The 17,702-nt window shown below is 30.3% G+C and carries 18 protein-coding genes; 10 read left to right on the forward strand and 8 right to left on the reverse strand.

The annotated features are described in order from the left end of the window. The first annotated feature begins 2 nt into the window (after positions 1-2). Together RN605_RS11390 and RN605_RS11395 are read left to right on the forward strand one after the other, a co-directional pair. Positions 3-1,343, forward strand: a complete 1,341-nt coding sequence (locus RN605_RS11390; RefSeq protein WP_313324901.1) for a dihydroorotase — start codon at positions 3-5, stop codon at positions 1,341-1,343. A gap of 10 nt (positions 1,344-1,353) precedes the next feature. Then, a complete protein-coding gene (locus tag RN605_RS11395; RefSeq protein ID WP_313324902.1) occupies positions 1,354-1,752 on the forward strand; it encodes a DUF4296 domain-containing protein in 399 nt (132 codons plus the stop codon). Here RN605_RS11395 and RN605_RS11400 read toward each other — a convergent pair. Next, on the reverse strand, positions 1,749-2,741 hold the full coding sequence (locus RN605_RS11400; RefSeq protein WP_313324903.1) for an NAD-dependent epimerase/dehydratase family protein: 993 nt from the start codon (positions 2,739-2,741) through the stop codon (positions 1,749-1,751). The genes RN605_RS11395 and RN605_RS11400 overlap by 4 nt on opposite strands. Positions 2,742-2,813: 72 nt before the next feature. Between RN605_RS11400 and tyrS the strand changes: the two genes are divergently transcribed. After that, the gene (gene tyrS / locus RN605_RS11405) at positions 2,814-4,109 is read left to right on the forward strand and encodes a tyrosine--tRNA ligase (protein ID WP_313324904.1); all 1,296 of its coding nucleotides are present in this window, start codon (positions 2,814-2,816) and stop codon (positions 4,107-4,109) included. A gap of 30 nt (positions 4,110-4,139) precedes the next feature. On the opposite strand, the gene RN605_RS11410 is transcribed toward tyrS, so the two are convergent. The 6 genes from RN605_RS11410 to RN605_RS11435 all read right to left on the reverse strand — a co-directional run bounded on the left by RN605_RS11410 (position 4,140) and on the right by RN605_RS11435 (position 11,352). Further along, on the reverse strand, positions 4,140-4,838 hold the full coding sequence (locus RN605_RS11410) for a hypothetical protein (protein WP_313324905.1): 699 nt from the start codon (positions 4,836-4,838) through the stop codon (positions 4,140-4,142). Positions 4,839-4,868: 30 nt separating this feature from the next. Further along, positions 4,869-5,849, reverse strand: coding sequence for a LuxE/PaaK family acyltransferase (locus RN605_RS11415; protein ID WP_313324906.1), 981 nt, complete (start codon positions 5,847-5,849; stop codon positions 4,869-4,871). An 80-nt stretch (positions 5,850-5,929) separates the two neighbouring features. Then, positions 5,930-6,700 carry a T9SS type A sorting domain-containing protein gene (locus tag RN605_RS11420; protein ID WP_313324908.1) on the reverse strand — a complete coding sequence of 257 codons (771 nt, stop codon included), beginning with the start codon at positions 6,698-6,700 and terminating at the stop codon, positions 5,930-5,932. A gap of 104 nt (positions 6,701-6,804) precedes the next feature. Continuing rightward, positions 6,805-7,119: a T9SS type A sorting domain-containing protein gene (locus tag RN605_RS11425; protein WP_313324909.1), complete on the reverse strand. Its 315-nt coding sequence runs from the start codon at positions 7,117-7,119 to the stop codon at positions 6,805-6,807. 109 nt (positions 7,120-7,228) lie between these two features. Continuing rightward, entirely contained in the window at positions 7,229-8,407 is a 1,179-nt protein-coding gene (locus RN605_RS11430; RefSeq protein WP_313324910.1) for a hypothetical protein, read from the reverse strand. A 191-nt stretch (positions 8,408-8,598) separates the two neighbouring features. Then, positions 8,599-11,352 carry a TonB-dependent receptor gene (locus RN605_RS11435; RefSeq protein ID WP_313324911.1) on the reverse strand — a complete coding sequence of 918 codons (2,754 nt, stop codon included), beginning with the start codon at positions 11,350-11,352 and terminating at the stop codon, positions 8,599-8,601. Positions 11,353-11,544: 192 nt separating this feature from the next. Here RN605_RS11435 and RN605_RS11440 point away from each other — a divergent pair, with 192 nt between their 5' ends. Together RN605_RS11440 and RN605_RS11445 are read left to right on the forward strand one after the other, a co-directional pair. Then, the gene (locus tag RN605_RS11440) at positions 11,545-12,228 is read left to right on the forward strand and encodes a response regulator transcription factor (protein WP_313324912.1); all 684 of its coding nucleotides are present in this window, start codon (positions 11,545-11,547) and stop codon (positions 12,226-12,228) included. Further along, the gene (locus RN605_RS11445) at positions 12,228-13,271 is read left to right on the forward strand and encodes a sensor histidine kinase (RefSeq protein ID WP_313324913.1); all 1,044 of its coding nucleotides are present in this window, start codon (positions 12,228-12,230) and stop codon (positions 13,269-13,271) included. The genes RN605_RS11440 and RN605_RS11445 overlap by 1 nt, the downstream gene beginning before the upstream one ends. Here the strand turns inward: RN605_RS11445 and RN605_RS11450 are convergent. Then, positions 13,245-14,309, reverse strand: a complete 1,065-nt coding sequence (locus RN605_RS11450; RefSeq protein WP_313324914.1) for a glycosyltransferase — start codon at positions 14,307-14,309, stop codon at positions 13,245-13,247. The genes RN605_RS11445 and RN605_RS11450 overlap by 27 nt on opposite strands. 87 nt (positions 14,310-14,396) lie before the next feature. Between RN605_RS11450 and trmB the strand changes: the two genes are divergently transcribed. From trmB to RN605_RS11475, 5 genes are all read left to right on the forward strand, one after another. Further along, positions 14,397-15,071, forward strand: a complete 675-nt coding sequence (gene trmB / locus RN605_RS11455) for a tRNA (guanosine(46)-N7)-methyltransferase TrmB (protein ID WP_313324915.1) — start codon at positions 14,397-14,399, stop codon at positions 15,069-15,071. A gap of 71 nt (positions 15,072-15,142) precedes the next feature. Then, entirely contained in the window at positions 15,143-15,790 is a 648-nt protein-coding gene (locus tag RN605_RS11460; RefSeq protein WP_313324916.1) for a LysE family translocator, read from the forward strand. Further along, on the forward strand, positions 15,780-16,112 hold the full coding sequence (locus RN605_RS11465) for an MGMT family protein (protein WP_313324918.1): 333 nt from the start codon (positions 15,780-15,782) through the stop codon (positions 16,110-16,112). Before RN605_RS11460 ends, RN605_RS11465 begins: the two co-directional genes overlap by 11 nt. 152 nt (positions 16,113-16,264) lie before the next feature. Beyond that, on the forward strand, positions 16,265-17,398 hold the full coding sequence (locus RN605_RS11470; RefSeq protein WP_313324919.1) for an Mrp/NBP35 family ATP-binding protein: 1,134 nt from the start codon (positions 16,265-16,267) through the stop codon (positions 17,396-17,398). A 1-nt stretch (position 17,399) separates the two neighbouring features. Then, the gene (locus tag RN605_RS11475) at positions 17,400-17,639 is read left to right on the forward strand and encodes a NifU family protein (protein WP_313324921.1); all 240 of its coding nucleotides are present in this window, start codon (positions 17,400-17,402) and stop codon (positions 17,637-17,639) included. Positions 17,640-17,702: the final 63 nt, after the last annotated feature.

Genomic DNA, 17,702 nt, shown 5'->3' on the forward strand with positions numbered 1-17,702 from the left:
AAATGAATACTACGTTAATTAAGAATGCTAAAATTGTAAATGAAGGAGAAATTTTTGAAGGCGATGTATTGATTGAAAATGAATATATAGTTGAAATTTCCGAATCCATTTCACCTAAATCAGCAAATTGTAAAGTTATAGATGCTGAAGGAAACTATTTAATTCCCGGAGCAATTGATGACCAAGTTCATTTTCGCGAACCAGGTTTAACCCATAAAGGCGATATCGAATCAGAAAGTAAAGCTGCTGTTGCTGGTGGAATTACATCGTTTATTGAACAACCAAACACAGTTCCGAATGCGGTTACTCAAGAAATTTTAGAAGAAAAATATCAAATTGCTTCCAAAAAATCATATGCTAATTATTCGTTTATGATGGGTGGAACAAATGATAATCTTGAAGAAGTTCTAAAAACAAATCCTAAAAATGTAGCAGGAATAAAATTGTTTCTCGGCTCATCAACTGGAAATATGTTAGTTGATAATACTGAAACATTAGAAAAGATTTTTTCTTCTACAAAAATGCTTATTGCTGTTCATTGCGAAGATGAAACTACAATTAAAAACAATTTAGAAAAGTATAAGAAACAATATGGCGATAACATTCCGGTTGAATGTCATCCATTAATTAGAAGCGAAGAAGCTTGCTATATTTCATCTTCAAAAGCTATAGAATTAGCTAAAAAAACAGGAGCAAGATTGCATGTTTTTCATCTTTCAACTGCTAAAGAAATGGAATTATTCACCAATAAAATTCCATTAGAAGAAAAGCAAATAACAGCCGAAGTTTGTATTCATCATCTTTGGTTTAGCGATGAAGATTACAAAACCAAAGGCAATTTTATCAAATGGAATCCAGCTGTGAAAACTGCAAATGATAGAAAAGTACTTTGGGAAGCGTTGCTTGACGACAGAATAGACGTAATTGCAACCGATCATGCACCACATACTTTAGAAGAGAAAAGTCAAGATTATTTAAAAGCTCCATCTGGTGGACCATTGGTTCAGCATGCTGTTGTTGCCATGTTTGAAGCACATCATCAAGGCAAAATTTCTATTGAAAAAATTGTAGAGAAAATGAGTCATAATCCGGCAAAGATTTTCAAAATTGAAAAACGTGGCTTTATAAAAGAAGGTTATTTTGCTGATTTGGCAATTGTAAACACCGGTTTGCCTTGGAACGTGAAAAAGGAAAATATTTTGGCAAAATGTGGTTGGTCACCGTTTGAAGGCTATAATTTCAAGTCCAGAATTACACATACTTTTGTAAACGGAGAATTAGTTTATCAAAACTTTAAGGTAAAAGATTTAAAAGTTGGAAAGCGATTGTTATTCAATCGATAAAAATAATTTTATGAAAAAAGTACTTTTATTTTGCATAATAGTCCTTGCTTTTGGCTGTCAAAAAACTGCAGTTGAAAAACCAAGTGATTTGATTGAAAAGGACAAAATGGTAGATATTTTGTATGATATATCATTGCTTGAAGCTGTTAAAACGCAAAATATTGGTGGAGGAATTACTTCAGAACAAATCAATAAATTCATTTATAAAAAATATAAAATTGATAGTTTACAGTTTTTGAATAGCAATAAATATTATGCTAGTGATGTAGCTGAATACAAAAAAATGTATCAAAAAGTGAAGGATAGATTAGATGAAGAAAATAAAAATTTGGAAGGAAAACTAAAAAAAGAAGACAATTTGACTTCACCAAATGATAATAAAAATAACGATACGCCAGCTGTGTATTAGTTTTTTGAAACAATTTGTTCAATGACAGAATCAATGCTTTGAAAATTATAATTCAAAGCATTTTTTATTTTTTTATTACTAATAATTTCTTTTGAATGAATTGTTCTGGCAGTGTCTTTAGAAAGTTTTCTTTTCGTTCTAAAAAATTTAGAAATAATCCAATCCAATCGCCAAGCAATTGCTGTCATCCATGGTTTTATTTCGAAAGAAGGTTTTTTGGCACTCATTTTTTTTGCAATCAAAAAAATGATTTCTTTAAACGATAAATTTTCAGAAACTAATGAAAACCTTTCACCGGTTATAACACTTTTCATTAACAAGATCATAATTTTTACTACATCATTAACACCAACATAACCTGTTGAACCATTTGTGTAAAATGGAAATTTATTTTTGACTTTAGTAAAAAATTCTCCGCTACCATTTTTCCAAATCAATGAACCAAAAATTACTCCAGGATTAACAATTACTACTTTTAATCCTTCTTGTTGTCCACGCCAAACTTCCATTTCAGCACCATATTTTGTAATGGCATAATCGCTATGTGAAATTTCAGGATTCCATTCGTTGGTTTCATTTAAAGTGGTTTCGTGTTCTTTCAAATCTCCCAAAGCGGCAATAGAACTAACATGGCAAAGTTTTTTTACTTTTTTATCAATACAAAAATTGACAATGTTGGCTGTTCCTTCAATATTTACTTTTCGAAGTAAATTTTCATCATTTGGGTCAAACGAAATTTGTGCAGCACAATGATAAACATAGTCAATATTCTGAAAAGCAATTTCCAAAGAAGAAATATCTAAAATATCTGCCTCAATCCATTGTATTTTAGAAAATAAATGTTTTTTCTCAAATTGATTAAAAAGAGCTTTTGGTTTTTCAATCGTTTTTTCATTTCTGTAGATAGCCACAATTTTTTCTTCATTTTCAACCAAATGAAGTAACAAATGTGCACCAACCAAACCTGTTCCGCCAGTAACTAAAACCATGAAGCTAATTTACAACTTTCAAATTCCAAATTCCAAATCTAAAAACTATCTTTGCGCAAATTGTTTTTTAAGATGAAAAATTTAGTAGAAGAATTACAATGGCGCGGATTGGTTCACGATATTATGCCTGGAACCGAAGAACAACTTTTAAAAGAAATGACAACCACTTATATTGGGTTTGATCCAACAAGTGATTCGTTGCATATTGGAAGTTTGGTTCCAATAATTTTGTTGGTTCATTTGGAGAAATTTGGGCATAAACCTATTGCTTTAGTTGGTGGTGCAACTGGAATGATTGGTGATCCATCTGGAAAATCAGATGAGCGAAATCTTTTGGATGAAGCAACTCTTGAGAAAAATGTAGCTGGAATAAAAGCAGTTCTTTCACGATTTTTAGATTTTAATTCTACTTCGGCAAATGCTCCAATTTTAGTTAACAATTACGATTGGATGAAAGATTTTTCATTTATCAATTTTGCTCGCGATGTTGGTAAAAGAATCACAGTTAACTATATGATGGCAAAAGATTCGGTAAAAAAACGTTTAAGTGGCGAAATCGGTGAAGGAATGAGTTTTACGGAGTTCACTTATCAATTAATTCAAGGATACGATTTTCACCATTTATACAAAACCCACAATTGTTTGTTGCAAATGGGTGGAAGTGATCAATGGGGAAATATAACAACTGGAACCGAATTAGTCAGAAGAATGAATGGTGAAGGCGCAAAAGCTTTTGCAATGACTTGTCCGTTGATTACTAAAGCAGATGGTTCAAAATTCGGAAAATCTGAAGGAGGAAATGTTTGGTTGACTGCTGATAAAACTTCGGTATACAAATTTTATCAATTTTGGTTGAATACAACTGATGTTGACGCAGAGAAATACATCAAAATCTTTACTTTTTTAGATAAAAACACAATTGACGAATTAATTACAGAACATCAAACTGCACCACATTTAAGAGTTTTACAAAAACGTTTGGCTGCTGAAGTAACATCTTTTGTTCATGGAAGCGAAGAATTAGAAAAAGCAATTTTTGCATCAAATGCATTTTTTAGTCCAACAATGGATGATTTAAAAAAACTGGATGAGAAAACATTTTTAGAAGTTTTTGAAGGTGTGCCGCAAGCTGAAGTTTCTAAAGAAGATGTTCAAAATGGTTTGGATATGATTGCTGCTCTTTCTGCAAAAACAAGTTTTTTGGCTTCAAATAGTGATGCACGACGTGAATTACAACAAAATTCAATTTCATTAAATAAAGAAAAAGTAGCTGCAGATTATTTAATTTCAGAAAAAGATTTAATCAATAATCAATTTTTGATGTTACAGAAAGGAAAGAAAAATTATTACTTGATCAAAGTAGTTTAAACAGAAAACCAATCAGAAATGATTGGTTTTTTATTCCCTAAAGTTGATTTCTGCTTTTTCTGATTGATAAACACCTTTGATAAAATTTGGGATTTTCATAAGTGATTCATAATCTTCTTTGGTCATTTTGTTCTCATATTGTTCTTTCATCAAAAACAAGTAAAATTGAATATAGAAAGTGCCTTTTTCATCTAAGTAATACTCAAATTCATCGCGTTTGAAATAACGTTTTTTATCCCAATACCAAACGATTGAATAGATTTTAGTTTCTTTAGGTTTTAAGTGATAAATAGAGTTTAACAACGACTTAATTGAATTTTTTTTGATTGAATCGTTTTGTGACTTCATTCTTTCTTCAAAAAATTCTTTAAATGCTTTTTCTCTTTCTTTTTCGTCTTTTATTGATGAAAAATCAGGAAGATTAAAACTTTTTATAGTTCTATTATTAGTAAAAACACCATTTATTATTAGTTCATCATTTTCTTGAAATAATTTATAAAAAACACCTGTTCCCATTGCGTTTGAATGTGCAGGAAAAAGTTTTTCAGGTTCAAGAAAAAAAGAAATCTCTTTATCTGTTGTATTTTCTATTGAATAGTTGATAGTAAATTTTCGTTCTTCAGGTATTGAATCTATTGAAGTAACAGAAACAATATTTATTTTAATGGATTTGTTTTGCCCAAAAAACAAAATTGGCAGTAGTAATAATAAAAATCTCAGGTTATTCATAAACTATATAACGAAGAAAATTAAATTTTATTACAATACCATCAAATTACAACCGCGAATATCTGAATTATCAAATCTTCCAAGAACTTCAAAAGAATTATTAGAGTATTTTTTTCCTAAATCTTGAGTTGCAATAAAGGAACACGAATTGAGATTAGCCAAATCAATAACGTTTATACCGCCAGTTTTCTCATAATCTACATAACTTAATGCATCTTCTGTATCACGAATTAATATTTGCATCCAATTTGGACATTCAAAAATTCCACTTCCAAAAGAATAAGCTTGAGATAATAGTTCCGTCATACCATATTCTGAATGTATGTTTTTAACTCCGAAACCTTCGGATAAAATTGCATGTAATTCTTCGCGGATAATTTCTTTTCGTTTGCCTTTCATTCCGCCAGTTTCCATGATAATAGTGTTTTTTAATTGAAACTTTTGTTTTTCAATTAAGTCAAGCAAAGCATAAGTTACGCCAATTAATAGAACATTTTGACCAGATTGGTCTAAAGTAATTAGCTTTTCGATTAATTCATCATAATTGTTCAGGTAAAATCCAGAATGTTGATTATTTGAACGCTCAATTAAATCATTTACCATATAAATCAAAGACGAACCATCGCGTTCTAAATAGGATGGAAGCAAGGCTAAAACCGCATAGTCTTCAATGTTTCCGTAGAACTCTGAGAAAGCATTTCTAAAACTTTGTTCGTATAACGAAATATCGGTTACTAAATGTTTACTCGTAATCATTCCGGTTGTTCCACTACTTGTAAAGGTTTCTTGAATTGGATTAGTTGATGAAACTACTTCATGACTTTTAAAAAATTGAATTGGTAAAAATGGAATTTGCTGAACGGTTTTTACTTCTTGAGGATTTACGTTTAGAAAATTGCAAAATTCACTATATACTTTATTATTTTCATATTGAAAACGAAAAATTTTCAAAGCCAATTTATCAAATTGTTTTTGAGAAGTTATAGTAAATATATCTTGAGTATTTATCAATTAATTTTTTTTGACAAAAGTAATTAAAAATAAAAAGCCCTAACTTTCGTTAGAGCTTTAAAATTATTATAGAATTATAATTATCTGATAATTAATTTTCTAGAAGTGGTGTTTCCTTCTTCAGTGATTTTTACAATGTAAACACCAGAATTTAAAGAAGCAACATTAATTTCTGAATTAGATGTTGTTGTGTTTAGAACATTTTTGCCTAATAAATCATAAATAGCTACAATTCTTTCAGCATTAGCATCTGTTTCGATAAATAATTTACCGTTAGAAACTGGATTAGGATATACTTTTAAACCTGCAATTGCATTTTGAGAAACGCTTAATGGAGCTTGTGTAACAGAAAAATCATCAAAACTAGCTGTACCATTGTTATAAGCTCTTACGGCCAATACAAGTTTAGTAGCTTCAGCTGGAGAAGTAACTGTTATAGAATGTTGCGTCCATACAGTAGCAGTTGGTAAGTAACCGTTGTTATTTCTTAATGGATCATCAGTAGCAGCAGCAGCTTGATAAACAATTGCATCAGCAGCATCTTTGTAATTACTCCAAATTCTTGCATCTGTATTATCACCACTTGCTTTATACCAAAAAGAAATTACTAATTGATTACCACCAGTAATTGGAATTTCTTGGTAAAAACCTGTAGTTGCAGTTGCTACATATTGTGCGGAATTAGTGTCATTATGTCCATCATTTGTAATTAAACTTGGTAAAGTATAACTTGCTGTTGGTCCAGCAGTCCATCCGTTAAGACCGTCCGCAAAAGTTGGATTTGTCACTAAGTTTTGTCCAATCATGAACATTGGAGCAATCATAAATAATAAAAAGTAGATTTTTTTCATTTTTTTCATTTTTAGTTAGGGTACAAATATAATGACAAAATCCTTTTTCATGAAAGAAAAAGGATAAATTTAGTTTAATTTTAAGTTAATAATTGTAAAAACAACTATCTGACAATTAGTTTTCTAGTGGCAGTGCTATCACCTTCACTAATTTTTATGATGTAAACTCCTGGAGGAATTGTGCTAATGTTTAGTTCTTTTGAAGAAGTAGTTGTTTGTAATACTTTTTTCCCTAACACATCAAAAATTAAAATTTCTTTTTCGAGAGCAGTTTTTGAAGTAATGTAAATTTTACCATTGCTAACTGGATTAGGATAAAAACCTAAAGCATCATTAGACTGTGATTTACTTTCTTGAGCAAAACCCACTAAAGAAAATAAAAGAACAAATAAAGTGATATAAAAGTATTTTTTTGTCATGTCATAGAAATGGTTAGTACAAAAGTATAAAATATATTTCAAATAATATGCCAAAAAAAATCCTGAATTATTATTATTCAGGATTTTTTTATTTTTTTATTCTAAATCATTAGAAACCTACTGACCAACCAGTTGCCCATGTTGGTATACTAACACCGTTTCCAGCACCAGTTGCAGCACTTTCTGTAAATATAGCACTTACATCTGCTGTGTTTCCTGCAGTATCTTTTCCTTTAGATTTTGTAGGAACATCAGTGAAACTAACGTTATTGGCTTTTAGTGTATTTGCAGCTACTGCAGCAATACATTCATCATGCTCAACATTAAATCCAGCTTTCCAGCTGCTTAATACTAAGTTTGTAAAAATCCCTTTAGTTCCTCTTCTTAATTTTAAGCCATCATTTTCTTGATAAACTGTTGCATCAGCAGTACTTCCTGGACCAATTAAAGTCATATTAGTAATTGTTGGGTTAGCAATTGGAGTATTTGCAAATCCGAATTCAAAGTTATCAGCTTCAATACCTCTATTTCCTTTACCGAAGTCTAATTTTCCATACCAGTTAGAGTTTGTTCCACTCCATCCTTCTGTCCAGTCAAATTGGTCATCTTCGTTGCCAATAGAAATTAAACCAGTTGTATTAACTGTTCCACCGAAAAATTCAAATCCATCATCTGAACCATGAAAAGCTTCAACATATTCAACAACAGTACCTGAACCAACACCAAAGAATGATAATCCATTGAATTCTTTTTCGCTATTGAAAGCTGCACCAGCATACTCAATTCTTAAATATCTGATAGAACCAGAACTGTCACTAGCATTTGTACCACCATAAGTTAAATCAGCAACTTCTGATTGAGCAGTACTTGCACCACCAGTTACACGATTAATTGGTGCTCTTCCACAAATAACTAATCCACCCCAATCTCCAGCGTTTTTAGTAGATAAACCACTAGTAAATACAACTGGGTTTGTAGATGTTCCATTTACATATATTTTTCCACCTTGAGCTACTGCTATGTAAGCAGAAGTACCACCAACACCTTCAATTACTGTTCCTGCAGGAATTGTTAAAGTAGCTCCATCATTTACTTGAATTTTACCAGTTAGTTTATATACAGTGCTTGCATTCAATACAACTTCACCGTCGGTTATTGTTCCTTGGAAGTTATTAGCGTCTACTACAAAAGAAGAAGAAGAACTTTCGTCGTCACTAGATGTACAACTAGTAAATAAGCTACCAGAAATAGCTAAAATTCCAAATAATTTTACAATTGATTTTTTCATTGTGTTTTTATAATTTATGAGTTATTTTGATATCGCAAATTTCGTTTAATTCCTTTTTTTTGAAGTTAACTAAAAGTCATTGTTACTTTATTAAAACTCTAATTTAATATTAACTGAATGTTTAGTTTGTTAGTTAATCTTTAATAAAAAAGCCACTGTTGAAGTGGCTTTTTATTTTAATTTTTATTGAATTAGAATTGATAAGATAGGGTTAAGCTCAGGTTAATTCCTTTTTTATAGGAAAGAACGTTTACATCACCGTTTTTGTTTTCTTGAACTCTATTAATAGTTGGATCTAAAAGATTTTTTGCTACTAAACCAAGACCGAAATTTTTATTCAATTTAGATTTTAAAATAAGGTCTAATGAACCAAATGCTTTGTCAACTAGATTTCCTCTGTCGTTTGTTCCAAGTGCATAAACTCTATCTGAAAAATAGGTATAAGATAAAGTTGAGGTTAAGTTACTTTCTTTTTTATTCCATTCGTTTAAAAAAGAAATATCTCCATTTAATAATAAATCAGAAGCACCAGTAAATTTATCACTATCGGTGTTGAAAGCTACATTATAATCTGTTTCTTTAATTACTTTGTTTGTGCTTAAGTCTTGCTGAGTGTATAAATACGAAACATTTAAACCAGCAGTTAATTTTTTTGAATTTTCAGTATCAATGTTTAAAAGCGATTTTCTAACTTCAAATTCACCTCCAGCTACATATCCAAAATCTCCTGTATTAATATATGAAATATCATTAGTTGATGATGCAATTGTTACCTCGTTCATTGGGTTTTGAATGTATTTTCCAAAAGCAGTTACAGAAATAACTTCTTCTTTTTCAGGAAAGAACTCCCATTTTAAATCAAAGTTGTAATCATCGGAAGCATACAAATCTGGATTACCTACTTTAACTTCAGTTACATCTTCATAAACAAATAAAGCTCTTTCTTTAAATTGTGGTAATGTATATGTTTTGCTAAATCCAAAACGCAAATTTTGTTTTTCTGTTAGCTCATATTTTAATGTTAAACTTGGCAAGAAAGCAATTTTATCAAACTCATCTTTTCCGCCTGTTGGGTCAAGTTGTGTATTCCATTTTACTTTTTGGAAAATATATTCACCTCTTAATCCTAAAACAGCTGTTAATTTGCTGAATTTGTATTCAGTGTTTAAAAATCCACCTTGAATTATTTGTTCACCATTATAAGTTTGAGGTTTTAAAGCATTTGGAACTTCAGCTGTTCCTCTGAAAGTAGCAACTTGAAAATAACCATTTGTAAAATTTTCTTGATTGTAGAAAGCATCAAGATTATTTGGGTCAACAACGGTATTTGTAAAACCATTTAAAGCTTTAAAGTTAAATTGTGTTGCTTCAAAATCTCTAGTTTTAAATCTTCCGTTATAACCTAATGTTAATTTACCTTTATATTCAGTTTCGTCAACTTTTTTAAATTTATAATCTACACTTGCAGTAGCAGCCATTTCGTTTTCAGTTAAGTTTTGAAAATATCTATGGTTATTTGGAGCAGATTGAGAATTTATAACGTAACCATTGTCATTTTTGTTTAAAGTATTTTGAGTTCTATCTGGCATATCACCTTTAATAGTGTTGTATGATAATCCCCAATTAGCTATTGTTCTTTTTGAAAGCTTGTGTTCACCTAATAATTGATTAATTAAAAGTGTGTTTTTTTCAAATTTATTTCTTCTGATAAAACCATTTCCATCATTTGCTAAGTCGGCAACATATCCTGTAAACTCCTCTTTTGATAATGATGAAGTATTAATCAAAACCGAATTAAATTCTAATTTGTTAGCTGCATTAATTTTATAACCTAAATTTACCATCGCGGTAGTATTAGTATTAAAACTTATAGAAGTATATTTTTCGAAGTTTTTGTTAATTAAACTTGCATTTCCATTAACACCACCTTTTGCAGTTCCATCTGCTTTTGAGCTGTAATTATTCCCAAAAGAAGCTGTAGCAAACAAACTTAATTTTCCTTCTTCACCAATATTAAATGATTTTCCGCCTGAAATTCCAAAAGTTCCAGCGATAGGATTTGTGTTTTCAAGTTGTAATGATTTAAAATTGTATTGAGTTAATCCATTATTTGGAATTGCTCTGTTATCAAAACCAAAACCATTGTACCCTTTTAATAATGAAAAATCATCATCATTAATTGCGTTGGTGTTAACACTTGAACCAAATTCAAATTTTAAGAAACCGCTTCCTTTATAATCTTTAGAAACGATATCAACGTTTCCACCAGCAAAATCTCCGTATAATTTACTGTTGTAAACTTTATCAATTGAAACATACTCTAATATATCTGTAGAAAATATTTCAAGATTTAAGTTTTTCTTTTCTGGATCGTTTGATGGAATTGGTAAACCATTCATTGTTGTAGAATTGTATCTATCGCCTAAACCTCTAACAAAAATATTACCTGAACCTTCTTGTTTTGTAATACCTGTAGTTTTTACAACAGCATTTGCAACATCGCTAACACCTTTTCTAGAAAGTTCTTGTGCTCCGATAGCTTGTTTCATTTCTACGGCATTTTTTTGGTCTAATAATAATGCTGATTCTTTTGCTCTATTAGTATTGTTTTGAATTACAACATCTTGAAGTGTATAACTTCCTGAGCCTAAAGCTAAATTTAAGGTTACTGTTTCGCCAGCTTTAACTTGAACTGTTTTTGTAACACTTTCATAACCTAAAAAGCTAAATTCAATAGTATAATTTCCAGCTTCAATTGTGAAAGAATATTTACCTTCAACATCAGTAGAAACAGCTATATTTGTGCCTTTTACTACTACATTTGCAAAAGGCAATGTTTCGTTTTGTAAATCTTTATCAGTGATAACTCCTGTTACTGTTCCTTTAGTTTGCGCAATTGATAAAACGCTAAAAAACAAGGTAATAAGTAAAAATTTTAATTTCATTTTTTCTATTAATAAATTTGATGCAAAGGAACTGCCTCAATGTAAAGAAGAAGTTAGTTACATATTAGATTTGTGTTTTGAAAAGATTACCAAATTGTTATCAGATTAAATAATGGTTAACTCAAGGATATATTTTATTACAATTTTATATTATCTTTACTTTTGTATCGAAACCAAGAAAAGGTTATTACTATGAAAAAAAAGGACATTACTATTTTATTAGTTGATGACGAGCAAGATATACTAGAAATTGTTGGTTATAATCTTGAACAAGAAGGATACAAAGTTATTACGGCATCTGACGGAAAAGAAGCCATTAGTAAAGCTAAAAAAGCGATTCCACAATTAATCATTATGGACGTAATGATGCCTGAAATGGATGGAATGGAAGCTTGTGAACACATCAGAAGAATTCCAGAGTTAAGCAATGTTATTATTACTTTCCTTACCGCAAGAAGCGAAGATTACTCCCAAGTTGCAGGTTTTGAAGCTGGAGCTGATGATTATATTACAAAGCCTATTAAGCCAAAATTATTGGTTAGTAAAGTAAAAGCATTACTTCGCAGATTAAAATCAGAAGAAAAAATTTCTGACACCATTTTTGTTGCTGGGTTAGAAATTAACCGAGAAGAATATAAAATTGTAAAAAATGGTGAAGAAATGATTTTACCTCGAAAAGAGTTTGAACTTCTTTATTTATTAGCTTCTAAACCAGGAAAAGTATTCAAGCGTGAAGAAATTCTAGATAAAGTTTGGGGAAATGAAGTTATAGTAGGCGGAAGAACTATAGACGTTCATATTCGAAAATTAAGAGAAAAAATAGATGAAGATTTGTTTAAAACCATAAAAGGAGTTGGTTACAAACTAGAAGCATAATGGCTTTAAAATTCAAAAAAACATACAGATTTGCACTAATCTCTACAACTTATATTACACTCTTTTCAACCAGTATAATAACAATTTTGTTATGGTTTTTTGAAAAATTTTCTATTTCAATTACTTTGCTGTTTGCATTGTCAATGGCAATTTTTTCTTTCTTTGTAATTCAATATCGCGTTGAAAAATTTATTTATCGTCGTGTAAAAAAAATATATGATGATGTTACTTTATTAGAATCAGCTTCTTTTAGAAATCAGCCAATTACAACTGATATGGCAACACTTACTCAACAAGTGAAAAAGTTTGCTACTGATAAAAAGATGGAAATAGAATCTTTAAAGGTAAAAGAAGAATATCGAAGAGAATTTATGGGAAATGTTTCTCATGAATTAAAAACACCATTATTCACCGTTCAAGGCTATCTTTCTACTTTGCTTGATGGTGCAATGGATGATAAAAAAGTTAGAAAAAAATATCTAGAACGTGCCGAAAAAGGTGTAGAAAGACTAGTTTACATAGTAGAAGATTTAGATATGATTTCTAAACTCGAAATGGGCGATGTAGGTATTCATAACACTAAATTTGATATTGTTGAATTAATTCAAAATGTGTTTGATATGCTCGAAATGAGTGCCGACCATAAAAATATCATCTTAATGTTTGATAGAAAATACAGCAAAGCAATTTATGTAAACGCAGACAAAGAAAAAATACAGCAAGTTTTGACAAATTTGGTAATGAATTCTATCAAATATGGTAAAGAAAACGGAACTACCGAAGTAACCATTGAAGATTTAGTGAAAAACAAAATAATCGTTAGAATCAGAGATAATGGTGAAGGAATAGAGCAACAAAATTTATCTAGAATTTTCGAACGTTTTTATCGTGTTGACAAAAGTGGAGCAAGAAGTGTTGGTGGTTCAGGTTTAGGACTTTCAATAGTGAAACATATAATTGAAGCTCACGGCGAGAAAATTTATGTTGAAAGTGAGTTCAAAAAAGGTTCTGAGTTTTCATTCACTCTTGAAAAGGACAAATAATTTTTTCCAATCTATAAATTCCAAAGTTTTTGGAAAACCTGTGTAAAGTTCAATTTCCTGAATTTTTTCTATTTTGAAATCATCTTGTTTACAATAAGGTAAAGTTCCACTTTTTTTCATTCTTTTAGCCAGATATTCTTGTTCAGGTTGTCCAGGAGTTGGAATAAAAAAGGCTTTCTTCTGCAACTGAATTAAATCCATTATAGTAGTGTAACCCGAGCGACAAAGAATTTTTTTACTTTCATTAATTGCAATTTCCAATTCGGATGAAGTCATGAAATTACATAAAGTGATATTGTCTATTTGTTCTGTTTTTTGTTCATTTTCAACAATTCCTTTAATGAAAATTACTTTTCCTTCGTAATTTTTTAATTCGGTTATAAGTTTTTCTTCTAATAAAGTTCGTTGAGGTTCAGGACCAGAAAGCAAAACCATTAAATCATATTTAATTGGAAGTTCTTGTTTTTCTAGTCTACTTAATGTGCCGATGTAATGAATATTTAAATCACTATCAGTTAAATGTCCTAATTTTCCAGAGAAATTAATATTTTTATCAAAATCAGGAACCCAACATTCTTTGAAGTTTTTAATAAAAAATTGATGCAGTTTACTTGAAATCCAAGTAGTTTTACCAGATAAAACAGTAAGTTGATGCGTTATAATTACGCTAGGAACTTTTTTGTTGTAAACACCTAAACGGTTATCAGAAATTATTCCGCTAAGACCAAATTCTTTGCACCATTTTTTAACTATTTTCTTTTCTGAAAGAATGGCAGCAATTGTTTTTGGACTATTTTTAATTAATTTCCATTTAAAATTTTCAGCTTTTTTAGCATATTCTATATTATAGGAAGGTAACTCTAAATGCAATAAATGAGGAAATTCTTTTTTTAGCAAAGCCAAAGCATTTCCATCAGAAGCAATTATTGGGATATAATTATTTTTTTCGAGTTCTCGTATAATTGGAATACATCGAGTAGCATGACCTAAACCCCAATTTAGCGGCGCAACAAGGATATTTCTTTTATACGTTTTCAAGTAGTGAAGTTACACTTAATAATTAGACAAAGAAAAAAAGATTTCATCTAATTTATATTTCCTTAATTTTACCAAAAAATTAAATTTGTGGGAAGCAAGAATAAATTAAAGCGTTTCAAAGAAAACGAAACTTTTGAAAATGTACTTCAACCAAAGAGAGAAGAAGTTGTAAACGGAACTTTTAAATATAAAGGAAAATGGAATTCCGATTTTTTTAAAAATAATAACCCAATTATTGTTGAATTAGGATGTGGAAAAGGCGAATATACCATTGGTTTAGCTCAGCGCAATCCTAATGTGAATTATATTGGAATTGATGTAAAAGGTGCACGATTTTGGCGTGGAGCAAAAACAGCGGTTGAAACAGGAATGAACAATGTTGGTTTTGTTAGAACACAAATAGAATTGATAGAAAATATTTTTTCATCACATGAAATCTCTGAAATTTGGATAACTTTTCCCGATCCTCAAATCAAATATAAACGAACAAAACACAGAATGACCAATTCTGATTTTTTGAAAATGTACAAAAGAATTTTAAAGCCTGAAGGTGTTGTTAACCTGAAAACGGACAGCGAGTTTATGCATGGTTATACCTTAGGATTATTGCATGGCGAAGGTCATGAAGTTTTGTATGCAAATCATAATGTTTATAAAAACGAAGGTTCGCCAAGTGAAGTAACTGAAATCCAAACATTTTACGAAAATCAATATTTGGAAATTAACAAAGCAATTACGTATATTCGTTTTAAAATCAAATAGTTTAAAAAGTATATTGTAAAATGTAAATTGTAATTCCAATTTCGCTCTGCATTATACTATTTCAGTATACAATGAGTATAATAACATCATTCTTTTTCGGTTTAATTTCAGCCATCATAGGTATTTTTCCACCTGGATTAATAAATATGACAGCTGCAAAAGTTAGTGTAACCGATGGAAGAAAAAGAGCAATGGTTTTTGTTCTTGGCGCGTTGATTGTTATTTTTATTCAAACCTATATTTCAGTTCTTTTTGCTCAATACATCAATAATCATAATGATGTTGTTATTCTTTTACGAGAAATAGGACTGGCAATTTTCACTGTTATTTCTATTTATTTTTTATTTTTTGCAAAAGAACCTAAACCAATTCTGAACAAGAAAAAAATACAACTAAAAAGTAAAAGAAGTCGCTTTTTTATGGGAATGTTGATTTCAGCAATAAATTTTTTCCCGATTCCCTATTATGTTTTAGTAAGTGTAACTTTAGCCTCATTTAAACTATTTACGTTTAATGATTTGTCAATTTATAGTTTGGTAACAGGTGTTGTAATTGGGTCATTTTCTGTGTTTTATTGCTATGTTGTTTTTTTTGAAAAATTAAAGACTAAAACAGATTATTTCATTAGAAATATGAATTCAATAATTGGAATTATAACCGGAATAGTTGCTATAATTACATTACTAAATGTTTTAGATTATTATTTTAATGAAGTCTAATAACGATAATTTCTTTGAACGTGTTTACGAAATCGTTCGCCAAATTCCCGAAGGAAAAGTAACTTCTTATGGAGCAATAGCTAAAGCACTTGGCGCAACCAGGTCAGCAAGAATGGTCGGTTGGGCAATGAACGCAAGTCATAATATTGAAGATGTTCCTGCTCATCGTGTAGTCAATAGAAAAGGGTTGCTAACTGGTAAGCATCATTTTGATGGAACAAATTTGATGCAGCAATTACTCGAAAACGAAGGAATAAAAGTAATTGACAATCAAATTATCGATTTTGAAAAACATTTTTGGGAGCCAAAAGTTGACTCCTAATTCATTTTAAATCTGACTATCCATCAATAAACATTTTCAATTCATTAACTATTGTTTCACAACATTTCGTATTATCTTTGCAATTCATATTCAGTTTAAATAAAAGTTAGTAAACTTTTAAACTTTTAAACAGATAAATTTTAAACTTAAGAATGAAATTAGATAGAAAAGAAATCCTAAAAGCTTTAGAAACCATTTCAATTGCTGGTGAAGGAAAAAATATGGTCGAAAGTGGCGCTGTTCAAAACGTAATTACTTTTGGAGAAGAAGTTGTGGTTGATTTATTACTTTCAACACCAGCAATGCATATAAAAAAGAGAGCTGAAGATGATATTAAAAAATTAATTCACGAAAAATTTTCGCCTGAAGCGGTTGTGAAAGTTAATATCAAAGTTGAGGCAAAAGAAAATCCAAATGAAATCAAAGGAAAAGCAATTCCTGGAATTTCTAATATTATTGCTGTTGCTTCAGGAAAAGGAGGTGTTGGAAAATCAACAGTTACTGCAAATCTTGCCGTTACTTTAGCAAAAATGGGATTCAGAGTTGGTGTTTTGGATGCGGATATTTACGGTCCAAGTATGCCAATCATGTTTGATGTTGAAAACGAAAAACCAATTTCAATCGAAGTTGATGGAAAATCAAAAATGAAACCAATTGAAAGCTATGAAATAAAATTACTTTCAATAGGATTTTTTACTTCACCAAGTCAAGCAGTAATTTGGCGTGGACCAATGGCTTCAAAAGCGTTAAACCAAATGATTTTTGATGCAGCTTGGGGTGAATTAGATTTCATGTTAATCGATTTACCACCAGGAACAGGAGATATTCATTTGTCAATAATGCAAGCATTACCAATTACTGGAGCAGTTGTAGTTTCTACTCCACAAGCTGTGGCACTAGCAGATGCTAAAAAAGGAGTTTCAATGTTTTTATCAGATTCGATTAATGTTCCTGTTTTAGGAATTATTGAAAACATGGCTTATTTCACACCAGAAGAATTGCCAAACAATAAATATTACATTTTTGGAAAAGAAGGCGCAAAAAATCTCGCTGAAGATTTGAACGTTCGTTTTCTAGGTGAAGTTCCTTTAGTTCAAAGTATTCGCGAAGCTGGAGATTATGGTCGACCAGCAGCATTACAAACGGCATCACCTTTAGAAACTGTTTTTGAAGAAATTGCCAGAAATGTAGTGGAAGAAACGGTAAGAAGAAATGAAAATTTGGCTCCAACTGAAGCAATCAAGATAACCACAATGGCTGGATGTTCAGCAGTAAAAGGAAAATAAGATGACAACAGAAGAATTGACTTTAAATATTGAAAAAGCATTAGATGAAATTAGACCTTTTCTAAATTCTGATGGTGGCGATATTTGTTTGGTTTCTATTGAAGATGAAAAGCATGTAAAAGTACGTCTTCAAGGTGCATGTACTTCATGTAGTTTGAGTATTAGTACTATGAAAGCTGGTGTAGAAACCACCATAAAAAAATATGCTCCACAAATTGAAACTGTAGAGAATATTGTTTAATTGCCTATATGATAAAAGTCATTTGTAACGCTTTCAAAACGTTGCATCTTTGTGGCTTTGAAC

Source organism: Flavobacterium sp. PMTSA4, assembly GCF_032098525.1.
Taxonomy (GTDB): domain Bacteria; phylum Bacteroidota; class Bacteroidia; order Flavobacteriales; family Flavobacteriaceae; genus Flavobacterium; species Flavobacterium capsici.

Excerpts from the sequence above, each read along its gene's own strand:
- RN605_RS11390 (WP_313324901.1), top strand. The coding sequence starts at position 3 with ATGAATACTACGTTAATTAAGAATGCTAAAATTGTAAATGAAGGAGAA.
- RN605_RS11395 (WP_313324902.1), top strand. The coding sequence starts at position 1,354 with ATGAAAAAAGTACTTTTATTTTGCATAATAGTCCTTGCTTTTGGCTGT.
- RN605_RS11400 (WP_313324903.1), bottom strand. The coding sequence starts at position 2,741 with ATGGTTTTAGTTACTGGCGGAACAGGTTTGGTTGGTGCACATTTGTTA.
- tyrS (WP_313324904.1), top strand. The coding sequence starts at position 2,814 with ATGAAAAATTTAGTAGAAGAATTACAATGGCGCGGATTGGTTCACGAT.
- RN605_RS11410 (WP_313324905.1), bottom strand. The coding sequence starts at position 4,838 with ATGAATAACCTGAGATTTTTATTATTACTACTGCCAATTTTGTTTTTT.
- RN605_RS11420 (WP_313324908.1), bottom strand. The coding sequence starts at position 6,700 with ATGAAAAAAATCTACTTTTTATTATTTATGATTGCTCCAATGTTCATG.
- RN605_RS11425 (WP_313324909.1), bottom strand. The coding sequence starts at position 7,119 with ATGACAAAAAAATACTTTTATATCACTTTATTTGTTCTTTTATTTTCT.
- RN605_RS11430 (WP_313324910.1), bottom strand. The coding sequence starts at position 8,407 with ATGAAAAAATCAATTGTAAAATTATTTGGAATTTTAGCTATTTCTGGT.
- RN605_RS11435 (WP_313324911.1), bottom strand. The coding sequence starts at position 11,352 with ATGAAATTAAAATTTTTACTTATTACCTTGTTTTTTAGCGTTTTATCA.
- RN605_RS11440 (WP_313324912.1), top strand. The coding sequence starts at position 11,545 with ATGAAAAAAAAGGACATTACTATTTTATTAGTTGATGACGAGCAAGAT.
- RN605_RS11445 (WP_313324913.1), top strand. The coding sequence starts at position 12,228 with ATGGCTTTAAAATTCAAAAAAACATACAGATTTGCACTAATCTCTACA.
- RN605_RS11460 (WP_313324916.1), top strand. The coding sequence starts at position 15,143 with ATGAGTATAATAACATCATTCTTTTTCGGTTTAATTTCAGCCATCATA.
- RN605_RS11465 (WP_313324918.1), top strand. The coding sequence starts at position 15,780 with ATGAAGTCTAATAACGATAATTTCTTTGAACGTGTTTACGAAATCGTT.
- RN605_RS11470 (WP_313324919.1), top strand. The coding sequence starts at position 16,265 with ATGAAATTAGATAGAAAAGAAATCCTAAAAGCTTTAGAAACCATTTCA.
- RN605_RS11475 (WP_313324921.1), top strand. The coding sequence starts at position 17,400 with ATGACAACAGAAGAATTGACTTTAAATATTGAAAAAGCATTAGATGAA.